23 protein-coding genes and 1 pseudogene are annotated in these 24,867 nt (G+C 61.2%); 12 read left to right on the top strand and 12 right to left on the bottom strand.

What is annotated here, in order from left to right; all coding sequences use genetic code 11:
* Positions 1–223 precede the first annotated feature (223 nt).
* The 4 genes from ACNQOP_RS00555 to ACNQOP_RS00540 form a co-directional block, all read right to left on the bottom strand.
* Positions 224–973, bottom strand: a complete 750-nt coding sequence (locus ACNQOP_RS00555; protein WP_416402947.1) for an ABC transporter permease — start codon at positions 971–973, stop codon at positions 224–226.
* A gap of 62 nt (positions 974–1,035) precedes the next feature.
* Positions 1,036–3,618 carry a bifunctional lysylphosphatidylglycerol flippase/synthetase MprF gene (locus ACNQOP_RS00550; protein WP_416402946.1) on the bottom strand — a complete coding sequence of 861 codons (2,583 nt, stop codon included), beginning with the start codon at positions 3,616–3,618 and terminating at the stop codon, positions 1,036–1,038.
* 99 nt (positions 3,619–3,717) lie between these two features.
* Complete coding sequence (locus tag ACNQOP_RS00545; RefSeq protein WP_416402945.1) at positions 3,718–3,984, bottom strand: hypothetical protein; 267 nt, start codon at positions 3,982–3,984, stop codon at positions 3,718–3,720.
* Positions 3,985–4,052: 68 nt separating this feature from the next.
* Positions 4,053–4,673, bottom strand: a complete 621-nt coding sequence (locus tag ACNQOP_RS00540; protein ID WP_416403248.1) for a TetR/AcrR family transcriptional regulator — start codon at positions 4,671–4,673, stop codon at positions 4,053–4,055.
* Between ACNQOP_RS00540 and ACNQOP_RS00535 the strand changes: the two genes are divergently transcribed.
* Positions 4,594–5,535 carry a proline dehydrogenase family protein gene (locus tag ACNQOP_RS00535; protein WP_416402944.1) on the top strand — a complete coding sequence of 314 codons (942 nt, stop codon included), beginning with the start codon at positions 4,594–4,596 and terminating at the stop codon, positions 5,533–5,535. The two genes, ACNQOP_RS00540 and ACNQOP_RS00535, sit on opposite strands and share 80 nt — an antisense overlap.
* 275 nt (positions 5,536–5,810) lie before the next feature.
* Here the strand turns inward: ACNQOP_RS00535 and ACNQOP_RS00530 are convergent, their stop codons facing one another.
* The 3 genes from ACNQOP_RS00530 to ACNQOP_RS00520 all read right to left on the bottom strand — a co-directional run bounded on the left by ACNQOP_RS00530 (position 5,811) and on the right by ACNQOP_RS00520 (position 8,418).
* On the bottom strand, positions 5,811–6,485 hold the full coding sequence (locus ACNQOP_RS00530; protein WP_235521942.1) for a DUF1345 domain-containing protein: 675 nt from the start codon (positions 6,483–6,485) through the stop codon (positions 5,811–5,813).
* Positions 6,486–6,575: 90 nt separating this feature from the next.
* On the bottom strand, positions 6,576–7,187 hold the full coding sequence (locus ACNQOP_RS00525) for a hypothetical protein (RefSeq protein ID WP_416402943.1): 612 nt from the start codon (positions 7,185–7,187) through the stop codon (positions 6,576–6,578).
* 505 nt (positions 7,188–7,692) lie between these two features.
* A complete protein-coding gene (locus ACNQOP_RS00520; protein WP_349471843.1) occupies positions 7,693–8,418 on the bottom strand; it encodes an EAL domain-containing protein in 726 nt (241 codons plus the stop codon).
* Between the two features lie 556 nt (positions 8,419–8,974).
* On the opposite strand from ACNQOP_RS00520, the gene fliG reads away from it, so the two are divergent.
* Together fliG and ACNQOP_RS00510 are read left to right on the top strand one after the other, a co-directional pair.
* Entirely contained in the window at positions 8,975–10,009 is a 1,035-nt protein-coding gene (gene fliG / locus ACNQOP_RS00515; RefSeq protein WP_349471844.1) for a flagellar motor switch protein FliG, read from the top strand.
* Between the two features lie 159 nt (positions 10,010–10,168).
* On the top strand, positions 10,169–10,768 hold the full coding sequence (locus tag ACNQOP_RS00510) for a DUF1345 domain-containing protein (RefSeq protein ID WP_416402942.1): 600 nt from the start codon (positions 10,169–10,171) through the stop codon (positions 10,766–10,768).
* A gap of 9 nt (positions 10,769–10,777) precedes the next feature.
* Here the strand turns inward: ACNQOP_RS00510 and ACNQOP_RS00505 are convergent, their stop codons facing one another.
* Both ACNQOP_RS00505 and ACNQOP_RS00500 read right to left on the bottom strand, forming a co-directional pair.
* Positions 10,778–11,782, bottom strand: coding sequence for an intradiol ring-cleavage dioxygenase (locus tag ACNQOP_RS00505; protein ID WP_416402941.1), 1,005 nt, complete (start codon positions 11,780–11,782; stop codon positions 10,778–10,780).
* A 247-nt stretch (positions 11,783–12,029) separates the two neighbouring features.
* Positions 12,030–12,971 carry a LysR family transcriptional regulator gene (locus ACNQOP_RS00500; RefSeq protein ID WP_257368254.1) on the bottom strand — a complete coding sequence of 314 codons (942 nt, stop codon included), beginning with the start codon at positions 12,969–12,971 and terminating at the stop codon, positions 12,030–12,032.
* Between the two features lie 120 nt (positions 12,972–13,091).
* Here ACNQOP_RS00500 and ACNQOP_RS00495 point away from each other — a divergent pair, with 120 nt between their 5' ends.
* From ACNQOP_RS00495 to ACNQOP_RS00485, 3 genes are read left to right on the top strand one after another with little or no spacing between them, the layout of a single operon-like run.
* The gene (locus ACNQOP_RS00495; RefSeq protein WP_416402940.1) at positions 13,092–14,084 is read left to right on the top strand and encodes a DUF1852 domain-containing protein; all 993 of its coding nucleotides are present in this window, start codon (positions 13,092–13,094) and stop codon (positions 14,082–14,084) included.
* Positions 14,085–14,104: 20 nt separating this feature from the next.
* Positions 14,105–15,142 (top strand): methionine synthase, encoded by a 1,038-nt coding sequence (locus ACNQOP_RS00490; RefSeq protein WP_416402939.1) that lies wholly within the window; start codon positions 14,105–14,107, stop codon positions 15,140–15,142.
* Positions 15,143–15,144: 2 nt separating this feature from the next.
* Positions 15,145–15,717 (top strand): flavin reductase family protein, encoded by a 573-nt coding sequence (locus tag ACNQOP_RS00485; RefSeq protein WP_349471847.1) that lies wholly within the window; start codon positions 15,145–15,147, stop codon positions 15,715–15,717.
* Positions 15,718–15,859: 142 nt separating this feature from the next.
* On the opposite strand, the gene ACNQOP_RS00480 is transcribed toward ACNQOP_RS00485, so the two are convergent.
* From ACNQOP_RS00480 to ACNQOP_RS00470, 3 genes are all read right to left on the bottom strand, one after another.
* On the bottom strand, positions 15,860–16,117 hold the full coding sequence (locus tag ACNQOP_RS00480) for a hypothetical protein (protein WP_235521932.1): 258 nt from the start codon (positions 16,115–16,117) through the stop codon (positions 15,860–15,862).
* A 191-nt stretch (positions 16,118–16,308) separates the two neighbouring features.
* Positions 16,309–16,578, bottom strand: a complete 270-nt coding sequence (locus ACNQOP_RS00475; RefSeq protein ID WP_235521931.1) for a hypothetical protein — start codon at positions 16,576–16,578, stop codon at positions 16,309–16,311.
* A 259-nt stretch (positions 16,579–16,837) separates the two neighbouring features.
* Entirely contained in the window at positions 16,838–18,340 is a 1,503-nt protein-coding gene (locus tag ACNQOP_RS00470) for a helix-turn-helix domain-containing protein (RefSeq protein ID WP_416402938.1), read from the bottom strand.
* Between the two features lie 162 nt (positions 18,341–18,502).
* Between ACNQOP_RS00470 and ACNQOP_RS00465 the strand changes: the two genes are divergently transcribed.
* The 6 genes and pseudogenes from ACNQOP_RS00465 to ACNQOP_RS00440 all read left to right on the top strand — a co-directional run bounded on the left by ACNQOP_RS00465 (position 18,503) and on the right by ACNQOP_RS00440 (position 24,853).
* Positions 18,503–19,549 carry an amidohydrolase family protein gene (locus tag ACNQOP_RS00465; RefSeq protein WP_235521929.1) on the top strand — a complete coding sequence of 349 codons (1,047 nt, stop codon included), beginning with the start codon at positions 18,503–18,505 and terminating at the stop codon, positions 19,547–19,549.
* Positions 19,546–20,364, top strand: a complete 819-nt coding sequence (locus ACNQOP_RS00460; RefSeq protein ID WP_416402937.1) for an iron-sulfur cluster assembly protein — start codon at positions 19,546–19,548, stop codon at positions 20,362–20,364. Before ACNQOP_RS00465 ends, ACNQOP_RS00460 begins: the two co-directional genes overlap by 4 nt.
* A complete protein-coding gene (locus ACNQOP_RS00455) occupies positions 20,361–21,395 on the top strand; it encodes an NAD(P)-dependent alcohol dehydrogenase (RefSeq protein WP_235521927.1) in 1,035 nt (344 codons plus the stop codon). Before ACNQOP_RS00460 ends, ACNQOP_RS00455 begins: the two co-directional genes overlap by 4 nt.
* A gap of 77 nt (positions 21,396–21,472) precedes the next feature.
* Positions 21,473–21,973: a DUF1097 domain-containing protein gene (locus ACNQOP_RS00450; RefSeq protein WP_235521926.1), complete on the top strand. Its 501-nt coding sequence runs from the start codon at positions 21,473–21,475 to the stop codon at positions 21,971–21,973.
* 61 nt (positions 21,974–22,034) lie between these two features.
* A complete protein-coding gene (locus tag ACNQOP_RS00445) occupies positions 22,035–22,352 on the top strand; it encodes a putative quinol monooxygenase (RefSeq protein ID WP_416402935.1) in 318 nt (105 codons plus the stop codon).
* Positions 22,353–22,480: 128 nt separating this feature from the next.
* A pseudogene (locus tag ACNQOP_RS00440) lies at positions 22,481–24,853 on the top strand (transketolase-like TK C-terminal-containing protein).
* Positions 24,854–24,867 lie beyond the last annotated feature (14 nt).

The following is a 24,867-nucleotide window of genomic DNA, read 5'->3' as shown; positions in this document are numbered from 1 at the left end:
ACGTTGCTCTCCTGACGGTTCGCAAGGAAACGCATCACCCATCGGGCGGAGACCATGCGTTCAGAACGGGTGAAACCCTGACGGCGGCAGTTAGCCGCGTGAAGCGCCGGGCCAGGTACGGAGGCAGATGGAAAGGCCCTCCTGAGCGGGCTCCACAGTCGAAGAATAACTGCGTGAGAGCGGTCTTAGCAATGAGAGTTGGTAAGACCATTCCCCAATCTGTTCATCGATCCAATGGAGCAGGACGTTTACGGACGTTCGCACGGGAAGCGACGACCGAGACTGCGGTGATTGCGCCGGTGGCCATGATCCCCGCCAGGACCACAATCTGGAACCGTCCTGCTTCCAGCGGCGAGACACCGCCGAAAATGGCACCGACAAAAGCACCCGGCAGAGTCACCAAACCCGTTGTCTTGGTCTGGTCAATCGAAGGAATCAAAGCGGAATATACGGCGCCGCGGGCCAAGTCCAACGTGGCTTGACGGGGAGTCGCACCCAACGCCAGCCACCCCTCAACTTCCTCCCAGTGGTCATTGACCGCCCCGGTGAATCGGCGACCGGCCAAGACCGCCGTGGTCATTGAATTGCCGATGATGATCCCACCGATGGCCAGCGCATAGCGAGGGGTCAACTCGATCGCGCCAGAGGCGAAAATGATGCCCATGCTGACCCCGATCCCCAAACTCATGGAGGCCCCAACACGACGAAGGTTTCGCCAGTTCCAGCCAAGACGCCGGGCAGCAGTTATCCCCGCGACGCTGAACATGACCAAGAGCGCCAAAGCAACGAACGTGGGGTTGGTGATCACACCGCTGAGAATGACACTGATGGCCGCGAGCTGGACTGCCCCTCGCAGGATCGCCATCGCCGGAGCCCACCGATGGGGCACTCCGTACCCGCCAAGGACTCCCCACGTCACTGCTGCGAGGAGGACGACGCCGAGAATGGTGCCCCAGAAGGCCACAGTTGTCATCCGCCCAGCCTATAGAGGGACGGCCATCGCCACGGGGCAATGCGCGGGACAATCAAGCCGCGTCATGGCCGCGAACGCAGGGACCGCCGCACCCGGGAAAGGACCGACTGCAGGAGAGTCCGGGCGAGCGAGAGCCCCTGTTCGAAGCCCACCTCCGGCAGGTAGGCGCGGGTAACGGCGCTGCCGATGGTCGGCAACGCGGCCGGATCGGGATAAACCATGTACAGCGGAACGTACCGGGGCTGGAATTTGGACTTGAAGCCGAGCAATGAGCGGAATCCATAGATGGGTTCAAGGGTGGATCCGAGTCCTTCAAGGAACCTGTCCATGGCGTTCGGGGAGGGGTCCGGTCCAGTCCCGCCGTCACTGGGTGGGGGTGGCGCCAGCGGGGCTCCCGACAGGCTGATGAACGCGTATCCTTCGTCCCGCAACGTGACGGCTGCGGAGGCTATGAGGAACTCGGCGCTGGCGCGCATGGCCGTGCTTCGCCTGCGGATCACATCCAACGTCCAGCCGACGACTACGCCGTCACTGTAGACAGGGAGCCATGAGGTCACTGCGTGCACTCTCTTGTCCTTATCAATGGCCACAAGACAACGAACTTCGGGATCGTCGAGCTCATCAAGGCTTCCGAGTGTGAAACCCATTTCGGGGATCTTTTTGTCCGCGACCCACTCTTCGGAGATCTCCTGGATTTGTGCCTGGACGCCCCGTGGCGCGGCTTTGTACGTAGTCCATTGAGCCTGGACACCGGCTTTCGCGGCGTTGTTCATTGCCGTCCGGATGTCCTGGAACTTCTTTCCTTTGAAGGTGACTTGGTCCAGGTCGAGGATGGTTTCCTGGGCGACCGGGACACCCGCCCAACCCCTGGCGGTGGCATGGTCTTTCAGGTCCTGCGGCACGGAATAGAAGCAAGGGCTCCAGCCGTTCGCGGCTGCGTGGACCGAGAATTCGTCGAACGTTTTTTGCTGGTCCTCTATGGGGCCGACCGGTGGGCCCAATGTGAGGGCCACACCGCCGATCACGCGATAGGCCACGAAACTGTGTCCGTCCGAAGTGAACCAGTACCTGTTCCCCGGCCAGGTGGTCATCCACGACAACGTTCCCCCGTTCTGGGTTTTGATGATGGCCCGTGCCCGATCTTCGTCCAGGCTGTGCCGGTTGTGGGCCGGCCTGAGGAAGGTCCGGAGCAGCGCGGCTCCCGTCACGGCCCAGAAAACGATGCCCACACCCTCGTACACAGCCACCGCTCCGGGGCTCATTGGTACAAACGCCGGAGTCAGGTCGAACATATAACCCAAAGGCAGGAACCGGTCAGGGATGTCAGCCAGAATCCCGGCCAACCCGGGCTGCGGATTGAAATCCTGGGCCATGGCCGACGCCGCAGCCACGTATGTCAAGGCCAGGACCGCCGCCAGCCCCACGACGAAAACAGCCAGACGGAGGTAGGTCCCCCTCGGAGCGCGGACTGTAAACAGTTTCCGTCGGGTCAGCAGAAGCACCGCGAGCAGCAGGGGCAGCAACAACGGCAGAACAAGGGAAAACGGATGACCATGACCGGGGGCATCCACAGCAGTCATGCTCTCTGCTGCAGCGGTATCCGGAGCTGAGGGCTGCAGAACTGCAACGATGGTAGCCACAGCCATGGCGGAAAGTGCTGCTTGAATGAGCAGGGTTCCCGCCCAAGCGAACCGGCGTCCGCGACGCAACCCGTCGGCAAACAAGAGCAGCAGGAACGACGGAAGGACCGCCATGAAAGTGCCGCCCGCTCCGGCCCGCAATTGCAAACCAGCGGCAGCACAGTCCCTGGCCAGGGCGGGGTACGCGCAAAGCGTCTGCAATGTCTCAGGGTCCACCGGTTGGAGGTTGGTCAAGAGAAAGCGAAGAACCGACAAAGGACCTACCGCGTGGGGCGCCAGCCCGGCTACGACCGGCCCGATGGCCGTTACAGCGACGAGGAGCGCAATCAGCACCCGGCGTTCATGCCGTGAACTTACAGGATGCGGCGTTACCGGTCTACGTCCCGAGAGTACTGGTCCTACAAGAGCTCCCACGGTAGCGGCGAAGAGCCGTACCAAGTCGGCGAAACCACCGTTGTACAAAGCCAGCAGCAGGAGCAGGGCAAACACGCCCAATCGTATTCGGCGCCGCCATAGCGTCGTCATGGATGCGGTGGACGCCATCAGGACGGCGCAAACCAACGCGCTGGGGCCGGCAAAAGCGTTTCCACCAATTTGGCCAACCCAATCCCCCATCACGCCAGCCGCCACGGCCACGAACCCCATCGCGGCAGCAACTCCCACCACATGGCCCGCGGCCGCAGCCACGGCGAACCGGCGGCTGCCGATGCGGCGTTCCACCGGGACGCCTACTCCCAACAACAGCAGTATTCCGATCACGGCACTTGTCGGGTTGCGAGCCCAGAAAGCCGAACTCAGCAGCACCCACCAATGCTCGGGGAAAGACCGCGCTGTCGCGCCCAGGGGTACCCGCGAACCGTCACCGAACCCACCAAAAACTGCTGCCAAAATCCCGATAAGAAGGACGCAGCCAATGCTGACCGGGGCACCGGCGACGCTGGCCACGAGCTGGCCCAAACGACGGCGCTCTTGGGGCGCCACTGCAGCACCGTCCAAGTGCGTCATTACGGGCTTCCTCTCCGGGAACGGGAATGCAGACCGTGGCACCCGTCCCGCGCCAGGACGCCCCGGCCGAGCGGCGCGGACCAATCCGGCGCCACCTTGCTATTCCATCACAGGAACCTCGGAGGATGACGAAGTCCGGGGCTCTCTGGCCTGCTGCGCATCCGCAGCGGGAGCCTCCGTCCGGGACTGAAGGATGGCAGATTCAATCCTCAGGCAACAACCCATGAACACGAGAAGCGAGCCAACAACCAGCGGCCAAAGGACAAATGAGCCGGTCAGGAAGGACTGGATTGCAATGACGACGAATCCGATGAAGGTAGCAAACGAACCGTTGCGTTGCGTGCTGTTAGTGGTCGAAGAAGCCAAATGCGGTTCCCTTTCGAAGTGTTCAACAATAGAAGCTGTCCGGCCTCCGTTGCCCAGCCTGATTGAGCTCAAAGTCTAGTGCGTTCCAAGAGTCGGTCGATGGACCTCTCCTGCTGCTCAATGGAATAGCTCTCGTTGTCAAGCAGCGACACTGCGTTAAGTCCCTCGCTCAACGCCGAAACGTCCACCGCAAAGGACGTGACGTCGTCGTGGGTCCAGTCTGGTCGTGCTGCCGCAGCCAGCCGTTCAATGCGGCGCAGCAACATCCGGTTGCCCTGCCGGTGATGTTCCGCGATGTCCTCATCAGCAACGGCCGCAGCCAGGAAACTGACCCAGACCCGCGCTTCGTCGCTGGCGCCACGGAGACCTGCGGGCAGGGCGCGAACGACATCCTGGAGGGCGGCGAGAGGGTCCGGTGCGTTGGCCTCTACCTCTTCAAGCCGGGCAACGGCGCGTTCGGTCAGTGTCTTGCGCGCATGGACAAGAAGGTCACGCTTCGTGGGGAAAGTATGGAACACCAGCCCGGTGGTGCATCCAGCCTCCTTTGCCACGGCACTGGCTGTAATACGGTAGTGCCGACTACGGAATACCGCAACGAATGGGAGAGCAGTGAACGGGAGTGATCGTGAAGCAGCAGCGGATGTGCTGCGAGCTTGGGCGCTGGACGAAGATCTGAAGGAAAAGGTGATGGCCTCGCCCCTGCTGGCACCCGTTGCCTCCAGGATCGCACGCCAGTACTCGGCTGGCGACACCGTGGCCGACGCCGTGGAGGCAGCTCAGCGCTCGATGTCACGCGGACACCTGGTCAGTATCGAATACGCCGGTGAAAGCGTCCGCGATGCCGACCTGGCCCGCCATGAAACAACCGTCTTCCTGGAGCTGATCAGCGCACTTCGGGAAGCAAAAATTGCAAGCACCGTTTCTTTCGACCTCTCCCACGTCGGGCTGCTCCTGGGCCAGGATCTGGCAATGGAGAACGTCCGCGCGATGGCCAAAGCTCTCGCGCCGTTGGGCACTTCGCTCATGATCTCCGCGGAGGGCTCGGACCGTACCGACCTGGTCCTGGACACCTATGACGCCCTCATCGCGGAGGAACTGCCAGTGGGGATCACCATCCAAGCTCGCATGCACCGTAGTGCAGCCGACCTGGAACGTGTGCTGGAACGCCCGGGCGTCATCCGGTTGGTCAAGGGAGCCTTCCTCGAACCGGCCGACCGGGCCTACCAGCGTGGGAGCAGCGAGCTACAGGACGCATACCTCCGTTTGGCGGGCCGCATCCTGGAGGCTGGACACGCGCTGTCCATCGCAACCCACGACGCAGCACTTATCGGAAAACTCACAACAGAGCACCCGGACCTGATCAGTCGGCCGGACGTGGAATTCGAAATGCTGCTCGGGCTGGGCACCGCCACCTTGGACCAATTGCACAAGGACGGCTACACCACGCGGGAATATTCGATCTTTGGCGATCAATGGTGGTTGTACGTCCTGAACCGCATCGCAGAAGAACCCGAACGGGTGTTCACGGCACTCGTAGCTGCCGCTGAATAGACGGGGCCCCTCCTGCCGACAACCCGCGCGCAACACGTCAGGGCCGTAAGGCGCAGGGGTTACGCCTTGAGGGAAAAATATCTGGACACGGTCGCGCGAACGGCCGATGAACAGTGCCCGAAAGCGTGAGGAACCACGGTGTGGACCAGCCGGAGTGCTGGCCGCTAAAGTCGCCCGAGAATTCTCCATGGCGCTCGGGGCCTCCTCCGCCAGTGACTTGGACCGCAAGTAGCCGGGCCAGTCGGGAGGATCCTGGAGCTTCAGCGCTGGGGTCCCTAGCGAATCAGTCCGGCGACGAGGTTGATGGTGGTAGCGAGGACGATGGTGCCAAGGAGGTAGGACAGCAAAGCCTGACGCAGAACTGTGGTGCGGATTGCGTCCGTCTTCAGGTCGGTGTCCGAGACCTGGAATGTCATACCAACTGTGAAGGCAAGGTAGGCGAAATCCATGTAGCGCGGTTGTTTGCTTTCGTTGAAGTCCACACCGGTTTTGTCCCGGTAGTAGATGGACGCGTAGCGCAAGGTGAAAAGGGTATGGACAAGAAACCAAGAGAGTGCCACGCTGCCAACGGCCATGGCGATGATGGCGGCCTTTTTGCCTCCCTCGGCGTCGGCAGCGTCCAGCAGAATCAAAGCAACGCCGGCGAAACTGGCAATCGTTGCACTCAGCACCAGCGCATCCGCCCCTGCCCGTCCAGGGTCTTCGCGCCGGGCGTGTGCGGCTGTCGCAGATGACTGGAGCCTGCCTATGACCGTCCAGACCCAAACCAGATACGTTACGGACGCCGCGGCCCATCCGATCGCCGGGGCATAGGCCCAAGACTTCAGCAGACCGACCATCAAGGCAGTTACCAGACCCACGGCGATCATCACCGCGACCCGCAGTCTCGAGTGATGCGCCGTTGTATCAAAGTCCTGTTCGGGCTTGGCGGAGCCGTTGCTTTCGGTCATATCCGATCATCTCACCGGGAACGTCAATTCCCGCGTTGTTCCTCTGAACGACATGAGTTTTGGGCCCCCGACGCACTGGGTCCAGCGACGTCACAAGCCGATCACCCTCCTGAGGCCAAACGAAGTGATCCGTGCAAGTTCCGGGTTGTCCTGAAGCTCGCTGAGCGTAAGTCCAGTTTCTTTGAGTGCGCGTCGCATCGCCTGTAAGTTCGCAAATCCACTGGCCTCGGCAATATTTCCCAAGGAACGTCGCCACGAACCGGGCTCCGCAAAGAGTTCCAGAGCCTCCACAGTTCTCAGTGTCCGGATGTATTTGTTGACCGAGAGGGCTTCGTCCTCGAAAAGATAATAGAGGGCCCGACGGGACAGAAAGGAGTAGGCCACAACTTCATCAACGTCCAATGCCGGGTTCCTGTAGTTCATCCGAATGAACTTCTTGACCGCTGCGATGCGGGCCGGCTTCATGTCGGAATCTTCGGCCGGTGCTTCCAGGAGTGAACCGATCAAAGCTGTCATCATGGACCGGAAGACCGGCTGCAACCGCGGTAGGTCCCGTCCCAGATCCGGCTCCTGCCAACTGCACAACGCCGGCAAAATAAGCCCGCGGACCATGGGATGCGTCCGGATATCGCCGAGACCCTCCAACCTTTTCATCGACTGATCGTCCAAGCCCATCAGTTGACGGTCGAATTGGATTCTCACGGCGCTAAGACCTGATGGGGCATGGAAGCTCCCTGGGTAAGAGTGGTCCATGAACCGGACGCTGCCAGGGGCGATCTCCTCAGAGCGACCGGAAAAACTGAAACCCGCGCATGAACTTCGGAAATACAGTAACCAGTTCTGGGAACGGGCGGGAGCCCTCCAACGGCAGTTGGCGGGTTCGTTGCTGACATCCACGAGACTGAAACCGGGCCCACCAAGGCTCAGGGCAGTGGGGTTAAAGCCTGGCCGGACCAGTGTTTCGGTCTTTTCAAGCCGTGCTGGCGTATCTATCGCGTTGCCGTACCAACACCTCCAGTGTTCAAACTTCTCCTCCAGGTTCAAGTCCATCGGCACGCTGTAATGCGTGAGTCCTTCCGGGGATGGGTCGATGTCGCTGGTCGAGGGTGAGGATTTCATGAAGTGACGCCTTTTGGCTGCTGGACAGCCGTGGTTCGAGGGAAACTCAAGGCAACGAAGCAAGCGAGTGCAATGAGGACTTATAAGTCTAGGTGCTGGCGGCCTGTGGGTAGTGGTTCCGCCATTTGCTCCACTCCTCGGGATGGACGGTGGGCTCCCCGAGCAAATATCCCTGCCCCACAGGGACTCCGAGCTCCATCACTGCGGCGAGTTCCCCCATCGTTTCAAGACCTTCAGCCACCAGGGTTGCACTAATACCTTCGGCGAACTTGACCATCGCGGATCCAAAGGCCTTCTTCGCATCGTCCGCGTCGAGTCCGGCGATGATTGTCCTGTCGAGTTTAATAAAGTCGGGCCTGAGTTGAAGTACATGCCGCATCGAAGCGAACCCCGCTCCCGTGTCATCGACGGCGATACGCAAGCCGGCTTCTCGCGCCCGCGCCAGAGAAGCCTTGAGACTCTCATAATCTGTCACTGCGCAGTGCTCCGTCAGCTCCAAGACGATCCTAGTCGGCGCAACCCGCGACTCTTCCAGCAGAGCGACCATCCGCCGGTCAAGACAGGCTGTTGGGGAGAGATTGACGGAAACAAAGAGATGATTCGGCAATTCCGCGGCGGCGTTGAGCGCCGTTTTCATGGCCAGGAACTCGAGCTCGGCCGCGCATCCTGACGAGGCAGCGTCAGCGAACCACTCCTCTGGTGACCTGTCGGGTTCCCCGGAAAAGCGAGTCAACGCTTCAACGCCCACCACGTGGCCGTTACTAAGGTCACGGATCGGCTGGAAAGCCGTTGACAGCGTCCGGCTTGCGATCAAATCCTGAACTCGAAGTTCGGCGGCTATCCCAGGCAGGCCCCCACCACCTTGCCCAGCCAACCCGCTGGACTCCGATGTGCCTGACCGCCTCCAGCGCGTCAGCAATGACAGCAATGACCCAGCGCGCTCCCATCGCTTGCCGGGCGCCAAGCGAGGACAGCTCGCTGTTTCCTCGCTGGATCCTATTGTTCTACGGAGCATGCCCCGCCCCCAGACTTCTTGTTGGCCCTAAAGATCAGCATTGCAAAACACTATGGTTCCTTAGCCGGCCAGCGGATCGGCATCAGCTTCACATCGTGCAGTAAGTGCTGCCTGGCGGTATCGATTCGTGCACGGCAGACAAGATATCGCCGCTCATTGCACTCGTTGAGTCCTACAAGGAGATTTTCTGCACTGTTCGTCATCAGAACTGCGGGGCAGCCCTTGGCCCGGGGCTAGTCTGAAAGAGTATTCCCGTCCGTCCGGTCTCCCCCAGACAGGACGGGCGGGTCTGTGCAATGCCGCACAGTGTTCGTTGCAAATCTCCCTTTCGCACCCTGACAGATCGGCCGGTTGCATGAATTCTGTAGAGGCTGCGGTCCCGGCTTCAACCCTGACTGGCGCGCAAAAAGTCGCGGTGGTGTTGATGCAGCTAAGTCCTGCCGGTGCCGCCTCTGTGTTCGCCCGCTTCTCCGAGCCTGAGGCCGAAGAAATTGCGGCAGAAATTGTCCGCCTCCAACGTGTCCCATCTGCTGTGGCAACCACAGTCGTCAACGAATTCCATGACTACGTCAAGAAGGGCCGCCGCTCCGCCCGTGGAGGTCGCGACTTCGCTGCAGGGCTACTCGAGGCGTCCTTCGGTACAGACAAGGCCGCTGGTCTCATGGACAGGCTCACCGGTGTGATGGTAGGCAAGTCCTTCGAGTTCCTGGAACCTATGGCGATCGAACAGATAATCGCACTACTCGACGGCGAACTGGCACAAACCACGGCCCTCGTGCTCGCGCATCTACGACCAAGCAAAGCATCAGCCATTTTGACGGGCCTGGATGACAACCTGGCCGTTGAAGTCTCATGCTGCATCGCCACCATGGGTCCAGTAGCACCGGAAGTGATCGCAACAGTCGCGGAGGTCCTTCGGGAGCGCGCCGGTTCGGCAGCAAAGCTGGCAAGTTCGAACGAAAACCTTGGCGGCGTTCAACCTCTTGTGAACATCATCACGCGCACAGACTCAAGAACCGAGCGCACCATCCTTAATGGCCTTGATCAGGTCGACGTCGAACTGGCGGGTGAGGTCCGGGCGCAAATGCTTACGTTCAAGGATCTGGTCAGACTGGACCCACGCGACCTGCAAAAAATTCTGCGCAGGGTAAGTCCAGAGAGCCTGGCTACTGCACTGAAGGGAGCCCCCGTTGTCGTTCTGGAATCCGTGAAACGCAACATCTCCGAACGCAACCGGGAAATCCTGCTCTCCGAAATGGCAAACTCCGGGCCAATAAGAGCTTCACAGGTTGAAGAGGCCCGGGCTCAAATCGTCCGCCTCATACGGGACGAGACCGCATCCGGCACCATGGTGATCCATCGCGCCGAGGATGAGGACTACATAGACTGACCCTCGACATCGAATACTAAGTGTGCTTAGCATTGCGTGGGTAAGCACACGGTTTGGTGAGCAAGGTCAGGGATCAAGAATTCCCGGCTGGGTCCTTCATATATGCATATACCCAGAGGGCAGCCTCTTATATGTCGCACATTGATCGCAAGGCCCTGATTGCCGCCCACCGGACTGGTTGTCGCGCTCGCTCCGGCACCGCTGGGTGCTCCCGAACTTGCGCCCTTGATCGGGTGGTCTGTCGCAGGCTGCGTCTTCCTGACCTGGGCCTGGATCAAGGCGTGGCCCGCCGGCCCGGAGGCCACAGGTGAACTCGCCCGCCAGGAAGATCGCTCTCGACGGCTTGTTGACTCCCTTATCACCGGCGCGACGTTCCTCAGTCTTGTGGCGGTTGTCTTTGCCTTGATCCGCAGCCAGCAAAAAGATCCAATAGGCGTGGCCGCCGCGCTACTGGCGGCCCTCAGCGTGGTGCTCGCATGGGCCCTCGTCAACACCGTCTACGCGTTCAAGTACGCCCGGATGTACTACCACGACGACCATCATCGCTTCCGCTTCAACCAGGACGAGGAACCGTCGTACAGCGACTTCGCCTACGCAGCATTCTCAATTGGCATGTCTTACAGCGCGAGCAACGTGAAGGAGTCATCGACCGCATCCCGCAAGATCGCCTTGGGACACGCGCTGCTTTCTTACTTCTTCGCCACCTTCGTCGTCGCAGTCGCCATCAACATTGTCGTCAGCCTGGGACAGTCCGGTTAAACGGTCCGCTTAGGCAAGCGGGGCCCCGGTGGGTGGGGTTCCGCCAGGGCCGCCTCCGGGTGGCATTCCGCCGCCCGGGACGCTGCCGGCACTTGGAGTGGTGGTGGTGTCGACGGCGGCGGTAAGGGCCACCTGGTAGCCGGAAGTGGTGTCGCCGGTAACCTGTCCGAGTTGCAGCGCACCTCCATCGTCCCCGAAGACGTTGTCCGAGGTCAGGCTTACCCGGGAAAGGTTCGAGCTTGAACCCTTGTATTCAGACAGTGCGTACACCTTTTCGCTGATGTCCTGGGGCAACGCGACTTGGGACGTTGCGATTGCCTTCGTTGAATCAGTGATGTCTTCCACGGCGGGGTACACCTCGAAGTGGATATGCGGCCAACGCCCCGTGTAACAGGCCGGGTAAATGGACGTGTAGCTGACTTTCCCATCGCTGTCGGCGACCTGCACTCCGCGGAGGTAGGTTTCGTTCTGGATGCCTTGGGAGTACATCGAATACCCGCCCTCGGCATTGCAATGCCACACATAGACAGCGGCGTTCTTTAAGGGGACACCACCGTTGGCCATGTCAAGGATTGTGAGGGTGAGCGTCATGGGCACGCCGGCCGCCATGGTCCCGCCGCCGATGCTGGAGCGGATGTCACTTCGCACGATGCCTGAATTCTCAAGGACATCCGCACCGTTGGAACCATCACCAGGGTAGGGCCCGGCAGTCTCGTCAGGAATCTCAGTCAAACCCGAAGTGCCCGTGGAGGACCCAGTGGAAGCGTTGGCCGTGGAACTGGCGGCCGGGGTCTGGGCATCGATGCTTCCTGTGCTGCCGGGTGAGCAAGCGGCAAGGGCTACGGCTCCCATGCCCGCCCCGAATATCCCTAATATCGACCGGCGGCTTACCAAAGTCCCGATGTCGAAGGCAACGCCTTGATCGACGACTTCGTCGTCGACGCGGTGTAGCGCCCGCCCCTCATACATGGGACCGTTGATGGTGTACTCGGGTTCAGGGAGTCTGCTGCTCATGGTTCCTCACTCGACTGCTGGTATCAATGCTTACAGCCTTCATTGGCAATCAAGGGTCGGACTGTGGTGAAGCTGTGTTGCGCCTTTGAAGCGTGGAGATGGTCTGGACATCGAGTGGGAACTACGCGACGAGACGTGGGTAGTCCGCCGGTTCTTCATCCGTGATCCTGCTGGCCGGGTTATAAGTATCGCCAGCCACATCAGACCCTAGATCATCTCCTCCCCCACTCCGCCCACTCAACTGCCGTCAGTCGAGCAGCGCTACGCCAAACTCTGCGACGACAGCCCGCAGTTCCCCGAGGTAGCGCTGCGCCTGGTCGGTTAGCGGAATTGCGGCGTGGCCGATCCAGCCGATCTCGATGCGTTCGTCAACGTCGAGCGGGATGGCGACGATCTCCGGGTCGAGCTGCCCGCTGATGATGCCCGTCGAAATCGTGTAGCCGTGGAGCCCGATCATGAGGTTGAAGATCGTGGCGCGGTCAGAGACCCGGATCTCCTGCTTACTGGACAAGGTGGAGAGTATTTCCTCGGCGAAGTAGAAAGAATTGTTCGCGCCTTGATCGAATGTCAACCGCGGCAAGCCGGCGAGATCATCGAGGTTCGCACGCTCCTTTGCAGCCAGCGGGTTCTTCCGTGAAATGAATATGTGCGGATCGGCGAGGAAAAGCGGAGTGAACGCGAGCCCGGACTCCCTGAGCAGCTTGTCGATGACTTTCCGGTTGAAGTCGTTCCGATAAAGGATGCCGATCTCGCTGCGGAGTGTCCGGACATCCTCGATGATGTCCCAGGTGCGGGACTCCCGAAGTGAGAACTCGTATTCGGCCACATCAGAGGCCTTGACCATCCGGACGAAGGCGTCCACCGCGAACGAGTAATGCTGCGTTGACACCCCGAGCAGACGACGCCGCGGCGGCCTTCCAAGGTAGCGCTGCTCAAGGAGGGCGAACTGCTCCACGACCTGCCTCGCGTAGCCGAGGAACTCTACGCCGTCGGCGGTGAGGGTGACTCCGCGGGCGGAGCGAACCAGGAGCGAACGGCCAACCCGGGCCTCAAGGTCCTTCATCGCGGCGGACATGGTCGGCTGGGCTACATAGAGAAGATCGGCGGCTGCGGAGATCGATCCCTCAGCTGCAACTTCGATGAAGTAACGGAGCTGCTGGAGGGTTAATCCGCTCGAAATCTGGGCCATAGGAAGATTCTATATGCCTGCATAGCAACCACTAGTTACCTGATAGCCGTCGGAAAGTTGCACCATGGATACACCACCTTCTGAAAGGCCGTCTCCGGCCATCAACAACGGATTGGCAACATGGCAGACGACTTCAGCTTCAGCATCACCACGACCCCTTTCAACGAGGACTACTCCCCGTCGGAAGGCTCGAGGATCACGACGAATTTCGCCAACCTGGCACGCGGCGAGCACCGCCAGGAGAACCTCCGCAACGCCTTGACCATGATCCGGCGCCGCTTCAACGATCTCGCAGACTGGGACAACCCGGACCGGGACCGTTACACGCTCGAGCTTGAGATCGTTTCCGTGCACATAGAGTTCACTGCGGAAGGTACGGATCAGCAGTTCCCGCTGTTCGAGGTTCTCGACATCCAGATCGTCGACCAACTGAACGGGGTCCGCCACCAAGGCATCGTGGGGAACAACTTCTCGTCCTACGTCCGTGACTTCGACTTCAGCGTCGTACTGCCGGCGGCAGCAGCGGAAGCCGGCAAGCCCGTTGTTCCCGAAAACTTCGGCGATCTTCACGGCAAACTGTTCCAGCAATTCCTCGATTCCCCGGCATGCAAGAAACGCTTCCCGCAGCCGCCAGTGGTGTGCATCAGCGTCTCCACGAGCAAGACCTACCGGCGAACGGAAAACCGTCACCCCATCCTGGGCGTCGAGTACCAGCAGGACGAGTTCTCGCTGACGGACGCGTACTTCGCGAAGATGGGGCTGCAGGTCCGCTACTTCATGCCGCGAGGCAGCGTGGCGCCGCTGGCTTTCTATTTCCGCGGCGACCTGCTCAACGACTACTCCAACCTGCAGCTCATCGGCACGATCAGCACCATGGAGACCTTCCAGAAGATCTACCGCCCGGAGGTCTACAACGCGAACTCCGCCGCCGCCGTCGTCTACCAACCGAGCCTGGGAGAGCAGGACTACTCACGGACCCAGATCGCTTATGACCGCGTCGAGCGCAGTCAGCTCGCGATCACGCAGGCGAAGTACACGGAGGAACACTTCATCACGCCCCACAAGGATCTATTGGACCAGTGGACCGCCAAATACCCCGCTCTCGTCAACTGACCCACGGAGAATCGCCAATCATGAACACACTCTTGCCCACCACCGTTGTTGGAAGCCTGCCGAAACCGTCCTGGCTCGCACAGCCGGAGACCCTCTGGTCCCCCTGGAAGCTGGAGGGAGATGCGCTTCTCGAGGGTAAGCAGGATGCGCTGCGCATCGCGCTTCACGAGCAGAGCCGACGCGGCATTGACATCGTCAGCGATGGCGAGCAAACCCGCCAGCACTTCGTCACGACCTTCATCGAGCACCTCAGCGGGGTCGACTTTGAACAGCGCAAGACCGTGCGCATCCGCGATCGCTACGACGCGAGCGTGCCGACCGTCGTCGGACCGGTGCGCCGCGAGCGGCCGGTATTCGTCGAAGACGCAAAGTTCCTCCGCGCAACCACGGACCAGCCGATCAAATGGACTCTTCCCGGTCCAATGACCATGGTGGACACGCTCTACGATGACCACTACAAGAGCCGCGAGAAGCTGGCCTGGGAGTTCGCCACGATCCTGAACCAGGAGGCGAAAGAGCTGGAGGCCGCCGGCGTGGACATCATCCAGTTCGACGAGCCAGCGTTCAATGTCTTCCTCGACGAGGTCAAGGACTGGGGCGTGGCTGCGCTTGAGCGAGCGGCAGAGGGACTGCGGGTGGAGACCGCCGTGCATATCTGTTACGGCTACGGGATCAAGGCCAATAATGACTGGAAAGCGACGCTCGGCTCACAGTGGCGGCAGTACGAGGAGACATTCCCGCTGCTTCAGAGCTCCAGCATCGACATCATCTCGCTGGAATCCCAGAACTCCCACGTGCCCATGGACCTCATCGAGCTCCTCCGCGGCAAGAAGGTCATGCTCGGGGCAATCGACGTCGCAAGCGAGACGATCGAGACCCCGGAAGAGGTCGCCGACACCCTCCGCAAAGCACTGCAGTTCGTCGATGCGGACAAGCTCATCCCCAGCTCCAACTGCGGCATGGCACCGTTCCCCCGGGATGTCGCCTTGGCCAAGCTGAGTGCTCTCAGCGCAGGCACGAACATCGTTCGCGAGGAACTCGCCCGCAGGGTCTCATAACGATGTTTCACGCCTACCCCACAGACACCTGGCTCGAGGCTCCGAAGCAAAGCTTCCCGTCCTCCCTTTCGGCTGACGACTTCAAAGCATTGTTCCGTGGCCACCCAGGAGGTGTCGCCGTCATCACGGCGGATGCCGGCGAGGGACCGGTGGCACTGACTGTATCGTCGGTGGTCTCAGTAAGTGCGGAACCTCCGTTGCTGATTTTCTCGGTCTCGGCACTGTCCTCAGCGTCGAAGGTGCTTTCGCGCGCGGAAACCGTCGTCGTTCACCTGCTGGACGCCCACGACGTCGACTTGGCGAAGTTTGGAGCGACGCCAGGCGCCGACCGCTTTGACCAGACGCACCGCTGGTCGGCCCTTCCGACCGGCGAAGCGGTGTATGACGATGTCCGCGCCTGGGTGCGCTGCGCCGTCATCAATCGTATGGAAGTGGGGACCTCCACGATCATCGCCGTCCACGCTTTGGAGTCACACGTGATGCGTGACGTCCAAGCCGGCGAGCCCGGCGATGCTCTGGTCTACCACAACCGTTCATGGCACCGTCTGGGCGAGCATTCGAGGCTCGAAGGCTGAGCGGCACAGCATCAACGTGAGGCGGAAACCCGAACAGGCTTCGCCAACAAACGTTGCACAAAAGGAGGCCGACGGCGGCACAAAGTGTCGTCGTCGGCCCCCTTTCAAAGCCGCGTAGTGCCATCAAGCACAGACGCCGCCTTTAGGCTGCCTTGCAAAGTGTGACGTAGCTGCCACCGACTGGGTCTTTGTGGACGCCGAGAACTGTGACGTAACTGCCAAGGGAAACGTTTCGGTTGCCGGGGGCGGTGACGTAGGCACCTTCACTATGCGTCCGGGAAAGGGCAGTCGGCAGGGTTACGTAGCTGCCGCCGATCAATGCGGTTTTGGACACGGTGACTGCCGCAGCTGCGTCGGAGGCGGGTGCGGGCGTTGCGGGACGTTCAGTCAGTAAAGTCATGGGTCCTCCTTGGGGTTCAGGATCATGGCCAGTCCGGGATTCCAGTACCGCTCAAGCGGAAGGGTGTTTGCGGTTGTGGCGCGCCCTGCCGGCCCGGGAATGTTCACCGGTGCGGTACTCAAGGGCGGCTCTGGCCTATACCCAGCTTACCTCCTTATTTTGATTTGATCAAAATAAGGAGGGAGAGTCACCTACCAGCGCGGCAGGACGGGCACGGGACCTTCGGCCTCGATGAAACCGGCATCACCGCGGGCCAACCACTTCAGAAGGCCTTCCCGGTCCGATTCAATCCGCAGCGCACCGTCGCCAACCACCCATTCGTCGCGTTCCTCAGTAAGCAGGGTCATCCCCGGCGCGCCCTTGGCACGCATCGTCCGCACCACGGCCTCAATGGCGTTCAACAGCGAATCCGGGTCGGCTTCCTCGATGGTCCAGGCAGTATCCAGGTCGTGGTGGTGCACCACCACCTCGGAGACCCGCTAGGACGGCATTGGTGAGGAAGTAGTTTATGACTACGTCCTGGCCAAGCAGGGGCAAAAGAAGTAGCACGCACGAAGCATATTGGGCGAAAGGCGGTCCGGAGCTGATGCTGCGGACCGCCTTCGGCTTTTCCGGCCAGCGGGCTCCCGCGGATGGAGCGACGCTTTCCTATGGAGCAGCTGACGACGATGTGCGACTCGTCGACAAAGGAGCCGTGCCAGGGGCCGGGCCGGTGGTTGCCTACTTCGGGATTGCGATCCCAAGCCTGGCCATACGACGGTAGATGGTGGCCCTGCTGATGCCCAGTTCTGCTGCCGCACCGCTTACTGTTACCCCCGGCGTGGAAAGGCAGCGGATGATTTCGTCGCGTTCCACCACCTCGATCCGACTGAGATGGCGGCTGCTCCCGCCCAGAAGATAAGCAGGGAGGTGGCTCACGTCAATGGTCTCTGTCTGGACAGCGGCGGCGTGAATAACGCTGAAAAGCTCATCAATGTTCTCTGGCCAGCTATGGGCCATCAGTGCTTTTTCTGCCGCGCCGGTGAAGTTGATTTCCCGCAGGCGGGTTTGGCGGGCGGCGTAGCTGGCCAGGTGCAGGACATCCTCGCCGCGATCCCGCAGGGCAGGAACAGGAATCACCGTATCGACCATGCCCGCCAGGGGTTGCGGGATACCGTCATGACTTGCAGCTGTGACACCCCATGCGAGTGTTGGTGTGCTCCCGCCCTGGGAGAGTGGAAGCGACCGAACCGCCCGGAGGGCTTGCGCGTGGAGTTCCTGCGCCGCCCAAGCCGGCAGCAAATCTACGTTTTCGACGATCACAGCGGTAGCGGGTTTGGCCAGTTCCGGCGCCCATAAGGACAGCCACGCTTCGACGTCGGCAGGAGCAGGGACGGCCGCTGAGATGATACGGCTCCCGGGTTGAACATGCCGCAGCGCCTGCGCCAGGAGAGTTGCGCGCCCGGCACCCTGCTCCCCTACGGCGGCAACAACCCGTCCTGCCGCCAAGGCACCACTGGCCTGGTCGAGGGCGTTTGTCCAGGCCGACGAGATTTTCCGCACTGTGCCCGCTGCCGGCTCGAGCTTGCCTCTCTGGATGCGGAAGACGCCGCCCTTCGGTCCGGTTTTTCCTTTGCGGCCCTGTGATCTTGAAAGCATCAGGGCTGAGGTGTTGCCCGCAGCTGATTCCGCCAAAGCCAGCAGCAACTGCGGGGATGAGCGGGACCATGTTGTGATGTTCACACTGCCTTCCAGCAAGCCGGTGACGGGGTCGAAGACAGGTACAGCCGCGCAGGTGTACGTCCGAAGACTGGCGCTGTAATGCTCTTCCGCGCGTACGAGGGTCGGGATGCGGTCCGCGAGTGCCAATCCCATGCCATTGGTCCCGGCATCCCTTTCGGAGAAGGCGAAGCCTGGTGCCAGATGCACCTTGTCCAGCGCCCTCAAGAGGGAAGTATCTCCGCTGAAGCGGTTGAGGAGCAGGCCGTTGGCATCGGTGAGCATCAGGCTTAGGGGTTCGTTTGCCAGCGTGCCGTAGAGGCTGGTGAGCACTTCCTGGCCGCATTGGAAAAACAGCGAGTCGGACCCTGCAGGGCCAGCCCACGTCGGATCTACTGCCTCGGCGGAAACCCCGTATTCCTCGCTCCGTTGCCAGGAAGCAAGGAGGCGTTTGGCGGGAGTGGCGAGCTGGTTCACGTCATCGTGCGCGAAGCCGGCAGTCCCCTCGTCCTTGTTCGGCATCATCGCCGACCTCCTCGTCTCCATGTTTCGAGGTTACTTGGTCTCACCAGACCAATCAGAAAAGGATCGTCTCAAAATGAGACACACACCACATGTTGACGCCTGTTCCATCAGCCTACTCTCGATCTTGTCGCGACTACGGCAGTCGCCAGAAGGAGACCGGACATGTACAGCAAAGACGGCGAAAACTACTTTATTGTCGACGCCCACATCGCATTGTGGGACGCTCGCCCGGAGAACCAGCGGAACATCCCTGGTAAGCAGTTCATCGACTGCTTCTACGACTACCACCGCAACCTCTCTCCCGACGCGGAACAGTGGAGCTATGAGGAGTTCCTTTACCAAGGCGGTCAGCGCCTCATGAAGGATCTTTTTGAGGACGGCTACGTCGACCACGCGATCTTTCAGCCGGCCTACCTTGGCGCCTTCTACAAGAACGGCTTCGCGCAGGTCGAGGAGGCGTACGGCTTGGCCGCTGCGAATCCGGACAAGCTCACGTACAACCACTGTTATGACCCCCGGGATGGTGAGGCGGGCCTAGACCGGCTGCGCGCCGATCACGAGAAGATGGGCTTCAAAGGCGTGAAGCTGTACACCGCCGAGTGGCACGGCGAATCGCGTGGGTACAAACTCTCGGACCCGTGGTCCTACAGGTATTTCGAGGAGTGCCGCAAACTCGGCATCAAGAACATCCATATCCACAAAGGACCTACCGTACGCCCGCTCGACCGTGACGCCTTCGACGTCGCCGACGTCGACCATGCAGCCTCAGACTTCACAGACCTGAACTTTGTGGTCGAGCACGTCGGCCTGCCCCGACTGGAAGACTTCTGCTGGATCGCCACTCAGGAGCCCAATGTTCATGGCGGCCTGGCCGTCGCGATGCCTTTCATGCACACGCGGCCGCGGTACTTTGCCCAGATCATCGGAGAGCTCATCTATTGGATCGGAGAGGATCGGATCCAATTCTCCAGTGACTACGCCATTTGGACGCCCCGCTGGCTGATTGAGCGGTTCGTTGACTTCCAGATTCCGGAAGACATGACCGAATATGCCCCGCTCACCACAGCCCAAAAGAAGAAGATTCTGGGACTCAACGCCGCAAAGATGTACGACATCCCGGTGCCCGCTGAGCTGCAGCTCCCCGCTGCAGATGAGACGAAGACAGGACCCCGGCAGCCCGAACGCGCAGATCTGGCAGGCGTCCGGTGACGGCGCTGCACGTCGGTCCAGCAGTTGCATCCCGCTGGGATGTCACGGAGGAGGACATCCGCCATGCCTTGGGCGCGGTGCTCGACCCGGAACTGGATGAACCGATCACCGATCTCGGCTTTGTTCGCTCCCTCAACGTCACAACCGTCGCCGGTGGCGCCAGGGTGGAAATTCACCTGCGCCTGCCCACCTCCTTCTGCTCGCCCAATTTCGCCTACCTCATGGCGTCCGACAGCAAGGATGTGATCTCTGCGCTGCCGGCGGTGACGCAGGTGGTGGTGGAGCTCGATGACCACCACGACTCCGATCTCATCAACGCCGGGCTCGCCGCGGACGCAGGCTATAGGGGCACGTTCCTGCATGAAGCCGAGGACAGCCTGGACGAGCTGCGGCAATTGTTCCAGCGCAAGGCCCACACCGCCGCGATGGAACGATGCCTCACTGATCTGTTGCGCACCAACGCCGGCATCGAGGAGACGATGATGGGAACCATTCGTCTCTGGGATCTTCCACCTGGACGGAATAAGGAAGCGTTGCTGCGCCGACGAGAGGCACTTGGATTGCCGGACGGTTCGGAGTCGATTGTCCTGGTTGACCACAAAGGGCAGCTTTATCCACCGGATGCGGTGCCGATGGCACTGCGTCGTGCACGCTCGACACGCATTTCCATTGACGGAAACGCACATTTCTGCCGGGGTCTGCTGCGGACACGCTATGCGGGATCCGGCGCGGACCAGACACCACGAACCGAGGGCGCGGAAGCGGCGGACCACCACGAACTACTTCCACTGACAGTCAAGGAGATTCACCCATGAGCACCATGCGGGCCGTACAGGTAGTCGGCTACCACGAAGGCCTCAAAATGGCAGAAGTGCCACTTCCCCAGGTGACCGGACCGTTTGACGTCGTCGTCAGAATCGGCGGAGCCGGGGTATGCCGCACGGACCTGCACATTCTGGAGGGCCAGTGGGCGGAAAAATCCCAGGTCCACTTGCCTTACACCATCGGCCACGAGAACGCCGGCTGGGTACACGCAATCGGTGGCGCCGTTACCAATGTGAAAGAAGGCGACAAAGTCATCCTGCACCCCCTCATCACGTGCGGCCTATGCCGTGCCTGCCGTTCCGGGGACGACGTGCACTGCGAGCAGAGCAAGTTCCCCGGTATCGACACCAGCGGCGGATACGCCGAATACCTGCTGACATCCGCCCGCTCCGTCGTCAAAATCGACGACTCTCTCGAGCCTGCCGATGTCGCAGCCCTGGCCGATGCCGGCCTCACCGCCTATCACGCTGCCGCCAAGGCTGCCAAGCGGCTGACCGCAAGGGATACGGCCGTTGTCATCGGCGCCGGAGGGCTGGGCCACATAGGTATCCAAGTCCTGACTGCCCTAACACCGGCCCGCATCATCGTCGTCGACCGTAACCCGGCTGCCCTGGACCTGGCCAAGAAGATCGGAGCACATGAGGGCGTCCTGGCCGACGGGTCACAGGTCGAGCAGGTCCTTGCCCTCACCGGGGGTCATGGAGCGGAGGCACTTATCGACTTCGTTGGCGAAGGCGGCGCCACCGCCCAAGGCCTCGCCATGCTGCGTCAGGCGGGGGATTACTACGTTGTGGGCTACGGCGAGAACATCGATGTCCCTACCATCGACATCGTCTCAGCCGAGATCAACATCATCGGCAACCTCGTCGGCTCCTACAACGACCTTCAGGACCTGATGGCCCTGGCGGCTCGAGGTGCCGTCACCCTCCATACCCAGAAATACGCCCTCGATGACTTCCAACAAGCGATCAGCGACCTCGACGCAGGGAAAGTCCGTGGCCGGGCGATCCTTGTGCCCTGACAAGCAAACTCTGAAACAAGCAAACCCTGGAACAAGCAAACCCTGGGGGCTCGCATCAACGTAAAGAGAGAATCGACATGAAACCATACATTGGCGTGGGTATCGCCGTCGGTGCACTAGCCGGGCTCTGGACGCAGGTAAGCACAGAACTTGGCCTCATCACCTGGGTGGCGTTCGTCGCGTGGGCATGCTTTTTCGCCGCAGGAGGAAACAGGACAGGATTCTCCAGAGGGCTTGCAGCCAACCTGTCCGGCGTCATCTACGGGTGGCTGGTGGCGCTTCTGACCACCTGGGTGCAATTCCCCGGCGTGCTCGCCGTTGCCGTGGCCCTTGCCGCACTCGCCATGTGCCTGCAGGCAGGGTGGGCGCCGCTCTCCTTCATCCCGGGAGCGTTCGCCGGGACAGCCGTGTTCTTCGGAACACAGTTGTCTTTGTGGCCCACCGTCATTGCCCTCATCATCGGCGCCGGACTGGGCTGGGCCTCGGCGTTCCTGGGCGACCGCATACAAGCCCTTATCAACAAGGCCCCCGCTGCGCCTACGACCGCTGGGCAGAAACGTCCGGTCGAAACAGCCTGACCAATCACCCGCAACGTCGGACCTTGTCATTCGGAACGGGCCTATCAAGAGGGAAACAGAGTTGATCTTCATTACCGCAAAATTTGCCATCCTGCCTGCCCACGCCGATGCGTGGCCCGAAATCTCCAAGGACTTCACCACCGCAACGAACGCCGAGGAGGGCTGCCTGTTCTTCGAATGGGCCCGCTCCGTCGAAGATCCGAGCACCTACATCCTGATCGAGGCTTTCCGCGACGATGAGTCCGGCGCAGCCCACGTGCAGTCGGACCACTTCAGGAAGGCCTGCGAGGAGCTTCCCCGATATCTTTCTGCGACGCCGGACATAGTCAACGTCAAGGTAGAAGGTTGGTCGAAGCTGGGGGAACTCGCAGTCAGCTAAGCGAATAGCCCCGAGAGCTTTACCGCTGTGATGGACCGTCATCCGGGGAAGCCCCCCTCAGGGGCTCCCCCGGATGACCAGAGCAGTTCAGCACCGTGCCCCAACGCGTACTTGTAGAGGAGACCACCATGAGGGTCGAAGATTTTCAGATTAAAGCCACACGTCCCGGCGCTGCCGGTCTGGGGGACGCAGGGTCCACGACGGCAGTTTTGGAGAGTATTGCCCGGCGGGTGCGCTGGACCGCCACCGCAATTGTGGATGCTGCCAACCGCGGGCGCACCAATACCAGCGGCATCAAGGTCGGCGGTCACCAGTCCTCCAGCGCCTCCATGGTTGAAATCATGACCTCCCTCTGGTTCTCCGATCTGACCGAGGCGGACCGCGTGTCAGTCAAGCCCCATGCCTCTCCTGTCCTGCATGCCATAAGTTACCTCCTTGGTGACCTGGACGAAAGCAAACTCAGCACGCTTCGGCAAAAGGGCGGCCTGCAGAGTTACCCCAGCCGGTCAAAGGACCCGGACACCGTGGACTTTTCCACCGGCAGTGTGGGGATCGGAGCCACGGCCACCATCTGGGCGGCCATGTCACACCGCTTCGTGAGCGACAGGTACGCCGCATCACGGAAATCGGGTCGCTTCATCGGACTTCTGGGCGACGCCGAACTGGACGAGGGTGCTATTTGGGAAGCTGTCGCCGACCCCTCCGTTGGGCAGCTTGGCGAACTGCTCTGGATCGTTGATTTGAACCGGCAGTCCTTGGACCGGGTGGTACCGGACTCGCAGATCATGCGCCTGCAAGGCATGTTTGAAGCCGCAGGCTGGCAGGTCCTCACCCGGAAATGGGGAACCCGGATTCAGTAACTCTTCGCCCGCCCGGGAGGTGCGGATCTACGCCGCCGGCTCGAGACCATGCCGAACGAGGAATACCAGCGCATGCTCCGCTCAGCCGATTCTGAGATCTTCGACCGCTTGCGCTCCAGCAGTTCGACCCCCGCCATGGAAACCCTTCTCGGTTCGCTCCCCGCCACAGAACAGGCCGCCGCGGTACGAGATCTCGCCGGACATGACATCGGACTGCTGCTTGACACTTACAAGCAAGTCGACCCTACCCGGCCCACCGTTATCTTTGCCTACACCATCAAGGGCCGCGGCCTAGCCACGGAAGGACATCCAAACAACCACTCGGCGCTCCTGTCCAAGGATCAAATGGAATCCCTGGCCAAGCCCTCCGGGATGGACCTTGGCGATCCATGGCAACAATTCCAGCCGGACACCGTCGAAGAACAAGCCTGCGCCCGTACGTCCCTCCGGCTCCGGCGCCGGCAACCCGATCCGGCTCCGACCCTCCCAATCCCCGATTCTTTGCCATGGAGCTACGGTGACAGAATTTCCACCCAAGCCGCGCTGGGACGGTTCCTGTCCGACCTGAAGCGGGCAGCGCCTGAGGTGGCCCACCGTGTCGTTACCTGCAGTCCCGACGTCGCCTCCTCCACCAACCTTGGTGGCTGGATCAACAAAACCGGGGTCTGGTCCGTTGGCGAACGCCAGGACTGGTTCGCGGACGACGTTGAACGGGTCCTCCGCTGGATTGAGAACTTCCAAGGCCAACACATCGAACTCGGCATCGCCGAAACCAATCTCGTGGGCTTGGTCTCCGAACTCGGAACGACCTGGAGCCGTTGGGGCCAACCGCTGATCCCGATCGCCACCATCTACGACCCGTTCGTGGCCCGCGCCCTCGAACCTTGGTCGTTTGGGATGTACGCTGGCGGGCAGTCCATCCTGATTGGAACGCCCTCGGGTGTGACCCTGGCCCCGGAAGGCGGAGCCCATCAGTCTCTCACCACTCCCTCCATCGGGCTGGAACAGCCGGAATGTACAGCTTGGGAGCCAGCCTTCGCGCAGGATCTGGAATGGTGCATGCTCGAAGCCATGAGCCGGATCGGCATTCCCGGAGGACGCTCGGCCTACTTCCGGCTCACGACCCGTCCACTGGATCAAGCCCTGGCTGCCATACCGACGGACGCGGTACTGCTGGAGCGACGCCGTAGGCATGCGGTAGCCGGCGGTTACCGGCTAAGTGGCCATGACCCGGCCGAGGACAATGTGACCCTGGTCGGAGTGGGAGCAATGATGCCCGAAGTCATCGCCTCGGCCGCGCGGCTGAAGACATTTGGCGTCAATGCCGGCGTCGTTTGCCTCACCAGCCCTGACCTGGTCTTCGAATCCCTCCAGAACCGCAACTCCCTGAACCAAGGATCCAATGCGATCGGTTTCGACATCGTTGACGCACTCTTTCCGCGTCACGCCCCAGCGCCGCTCGTCACGGTCCAGGACGGACACCCACATACCTTGTCCTTCCTGGCCGGGGCGCGCGGGGACCGCACAGTCTCCCTGGGAGTAAGGGAGTTCGGGCAGTCCTCAGATCTGCAGGACGCCTACAGCATCCACGGAATCGACGAGGCATCCATCGTGAACGCTGCGCTGAACCTGATTCGCTAAGAACCGCCTGTTGC

This window comes from Arthrobacter sp. LFS091, assembly GCF_047977885.1.
In the GTDB taxonomy this organism is placed as follows: Bacteria; Actinomycetota; Actinomycetes; order Actinomycetales; family Micrococcaceae; genus Arthrobacter.
This window is presented reverse-complemented; position numbering and strand designations above follow the sequence as displayed.

Excerpts from the sequence above, each read along its gene's own strand:
- ACNQOP_RS00555 (WP_416402947.1), bottom strand. The coding sequence starts at position 973 with ATGACAACTGTGGCCTTCTGGGGCACCATTCTCGGCGTCGTCCTCCTC.
- ACNQOP_RS00550 (WP_416402946.1), bottom strand. The coding sequence starts at position 3,618 with ATGACGCACTTGGACGGTGCTGCAGTGGCGCCCCAAGAGCGCCGTCGT.
- ACNQOP_RS00530 (WP_235521942.1), bottom strand. The coding sequence starts at position 6,485 with ATGACCGAAAGCAACGGCTCCGCCAAGCCCGAACAGGACTTTGATACA.
- fliG (WP_349471844.1), top strand. The coding sequence starts at position 8,975 with ATGAATTCTGTAGAGGCTGCGGTCCCGGCTTCAACCCTGACTGGCGCG.
- ACNQOP_RS00505 (WP_416402941.1), bottom strand. The coding sequence starts at position 11,782 with ATGAGCAGCAGACTCCCTGAACCCGAGTACACCATCAACGGTCCCATG.
- ACNQOP_RS00500 (WP_257368254.1), bottom strand. The coding sequence starts at position 12,971 with ATGGCCCAGATTTCGAGCGGATTAACCCTCCAGCAGCTCCGTTACTTC.
- ACNQOP_RS00495 (WP_416402940.1), top strand. The coding sequence starts at position 13,092 with ATGGCAGACGACTTCAGCTTCAGCATCACCACGACCCCTTTCAACGAG.
- ACNQOP_RS00490 (WP_416402939.1), top strand. The coding sequence starts at position 14,105 with ATGAACACACTCTTGCCCACCACCGTTGTTGGAAGCCTGCCGAAACCG.
- ACNQOP_RS00485 (WP_349471847.1), top strand. The coding sequence starts at position 15,145 with ATGTTTCACGCCTACCCCACAGACACCTGGCTCGAGGCTCCGAAGCAA.
- ACNQOP_RS00480 (WP_235521932.1), bottom strand. The coding sequence starts at position 16,117 with ATGACTTTACTGACTGAACGTCCCGCAACGCCCGCACCCGCCTCCGAC.
- ACNQOP_RS00470 (WP_416402938.1), bottom strand. The coding sequence starts at position 18,340 with ATGATGCCGAACAAGGACGAGGGGACTGCCGGCTTCGCGCACGATGAC.
- ACNQOP_RS00465 (WP_235521929.1), top strand. The coding sequence starts at position 18,503 with ATGTACAGCAAAGACGGCGAAAACTACTTTATTGTCGACGCCCACATC.
- ACNQOP_RS00455 (WP_235521927.1), top strand. The coding sequence starts at position 20,361 with ATGAGCACCATGCGGGCCGTACAGGTAGTCGGCTACCACGAAGGCCTC.
- ACNQOP_RS00450 (WP_235521926.1), top strand. The coding sequence starts at position 21,473 with ATGAAACCATACATTGGCGTGGGTATCGCCGTCGGTGCACTAGCCGGG.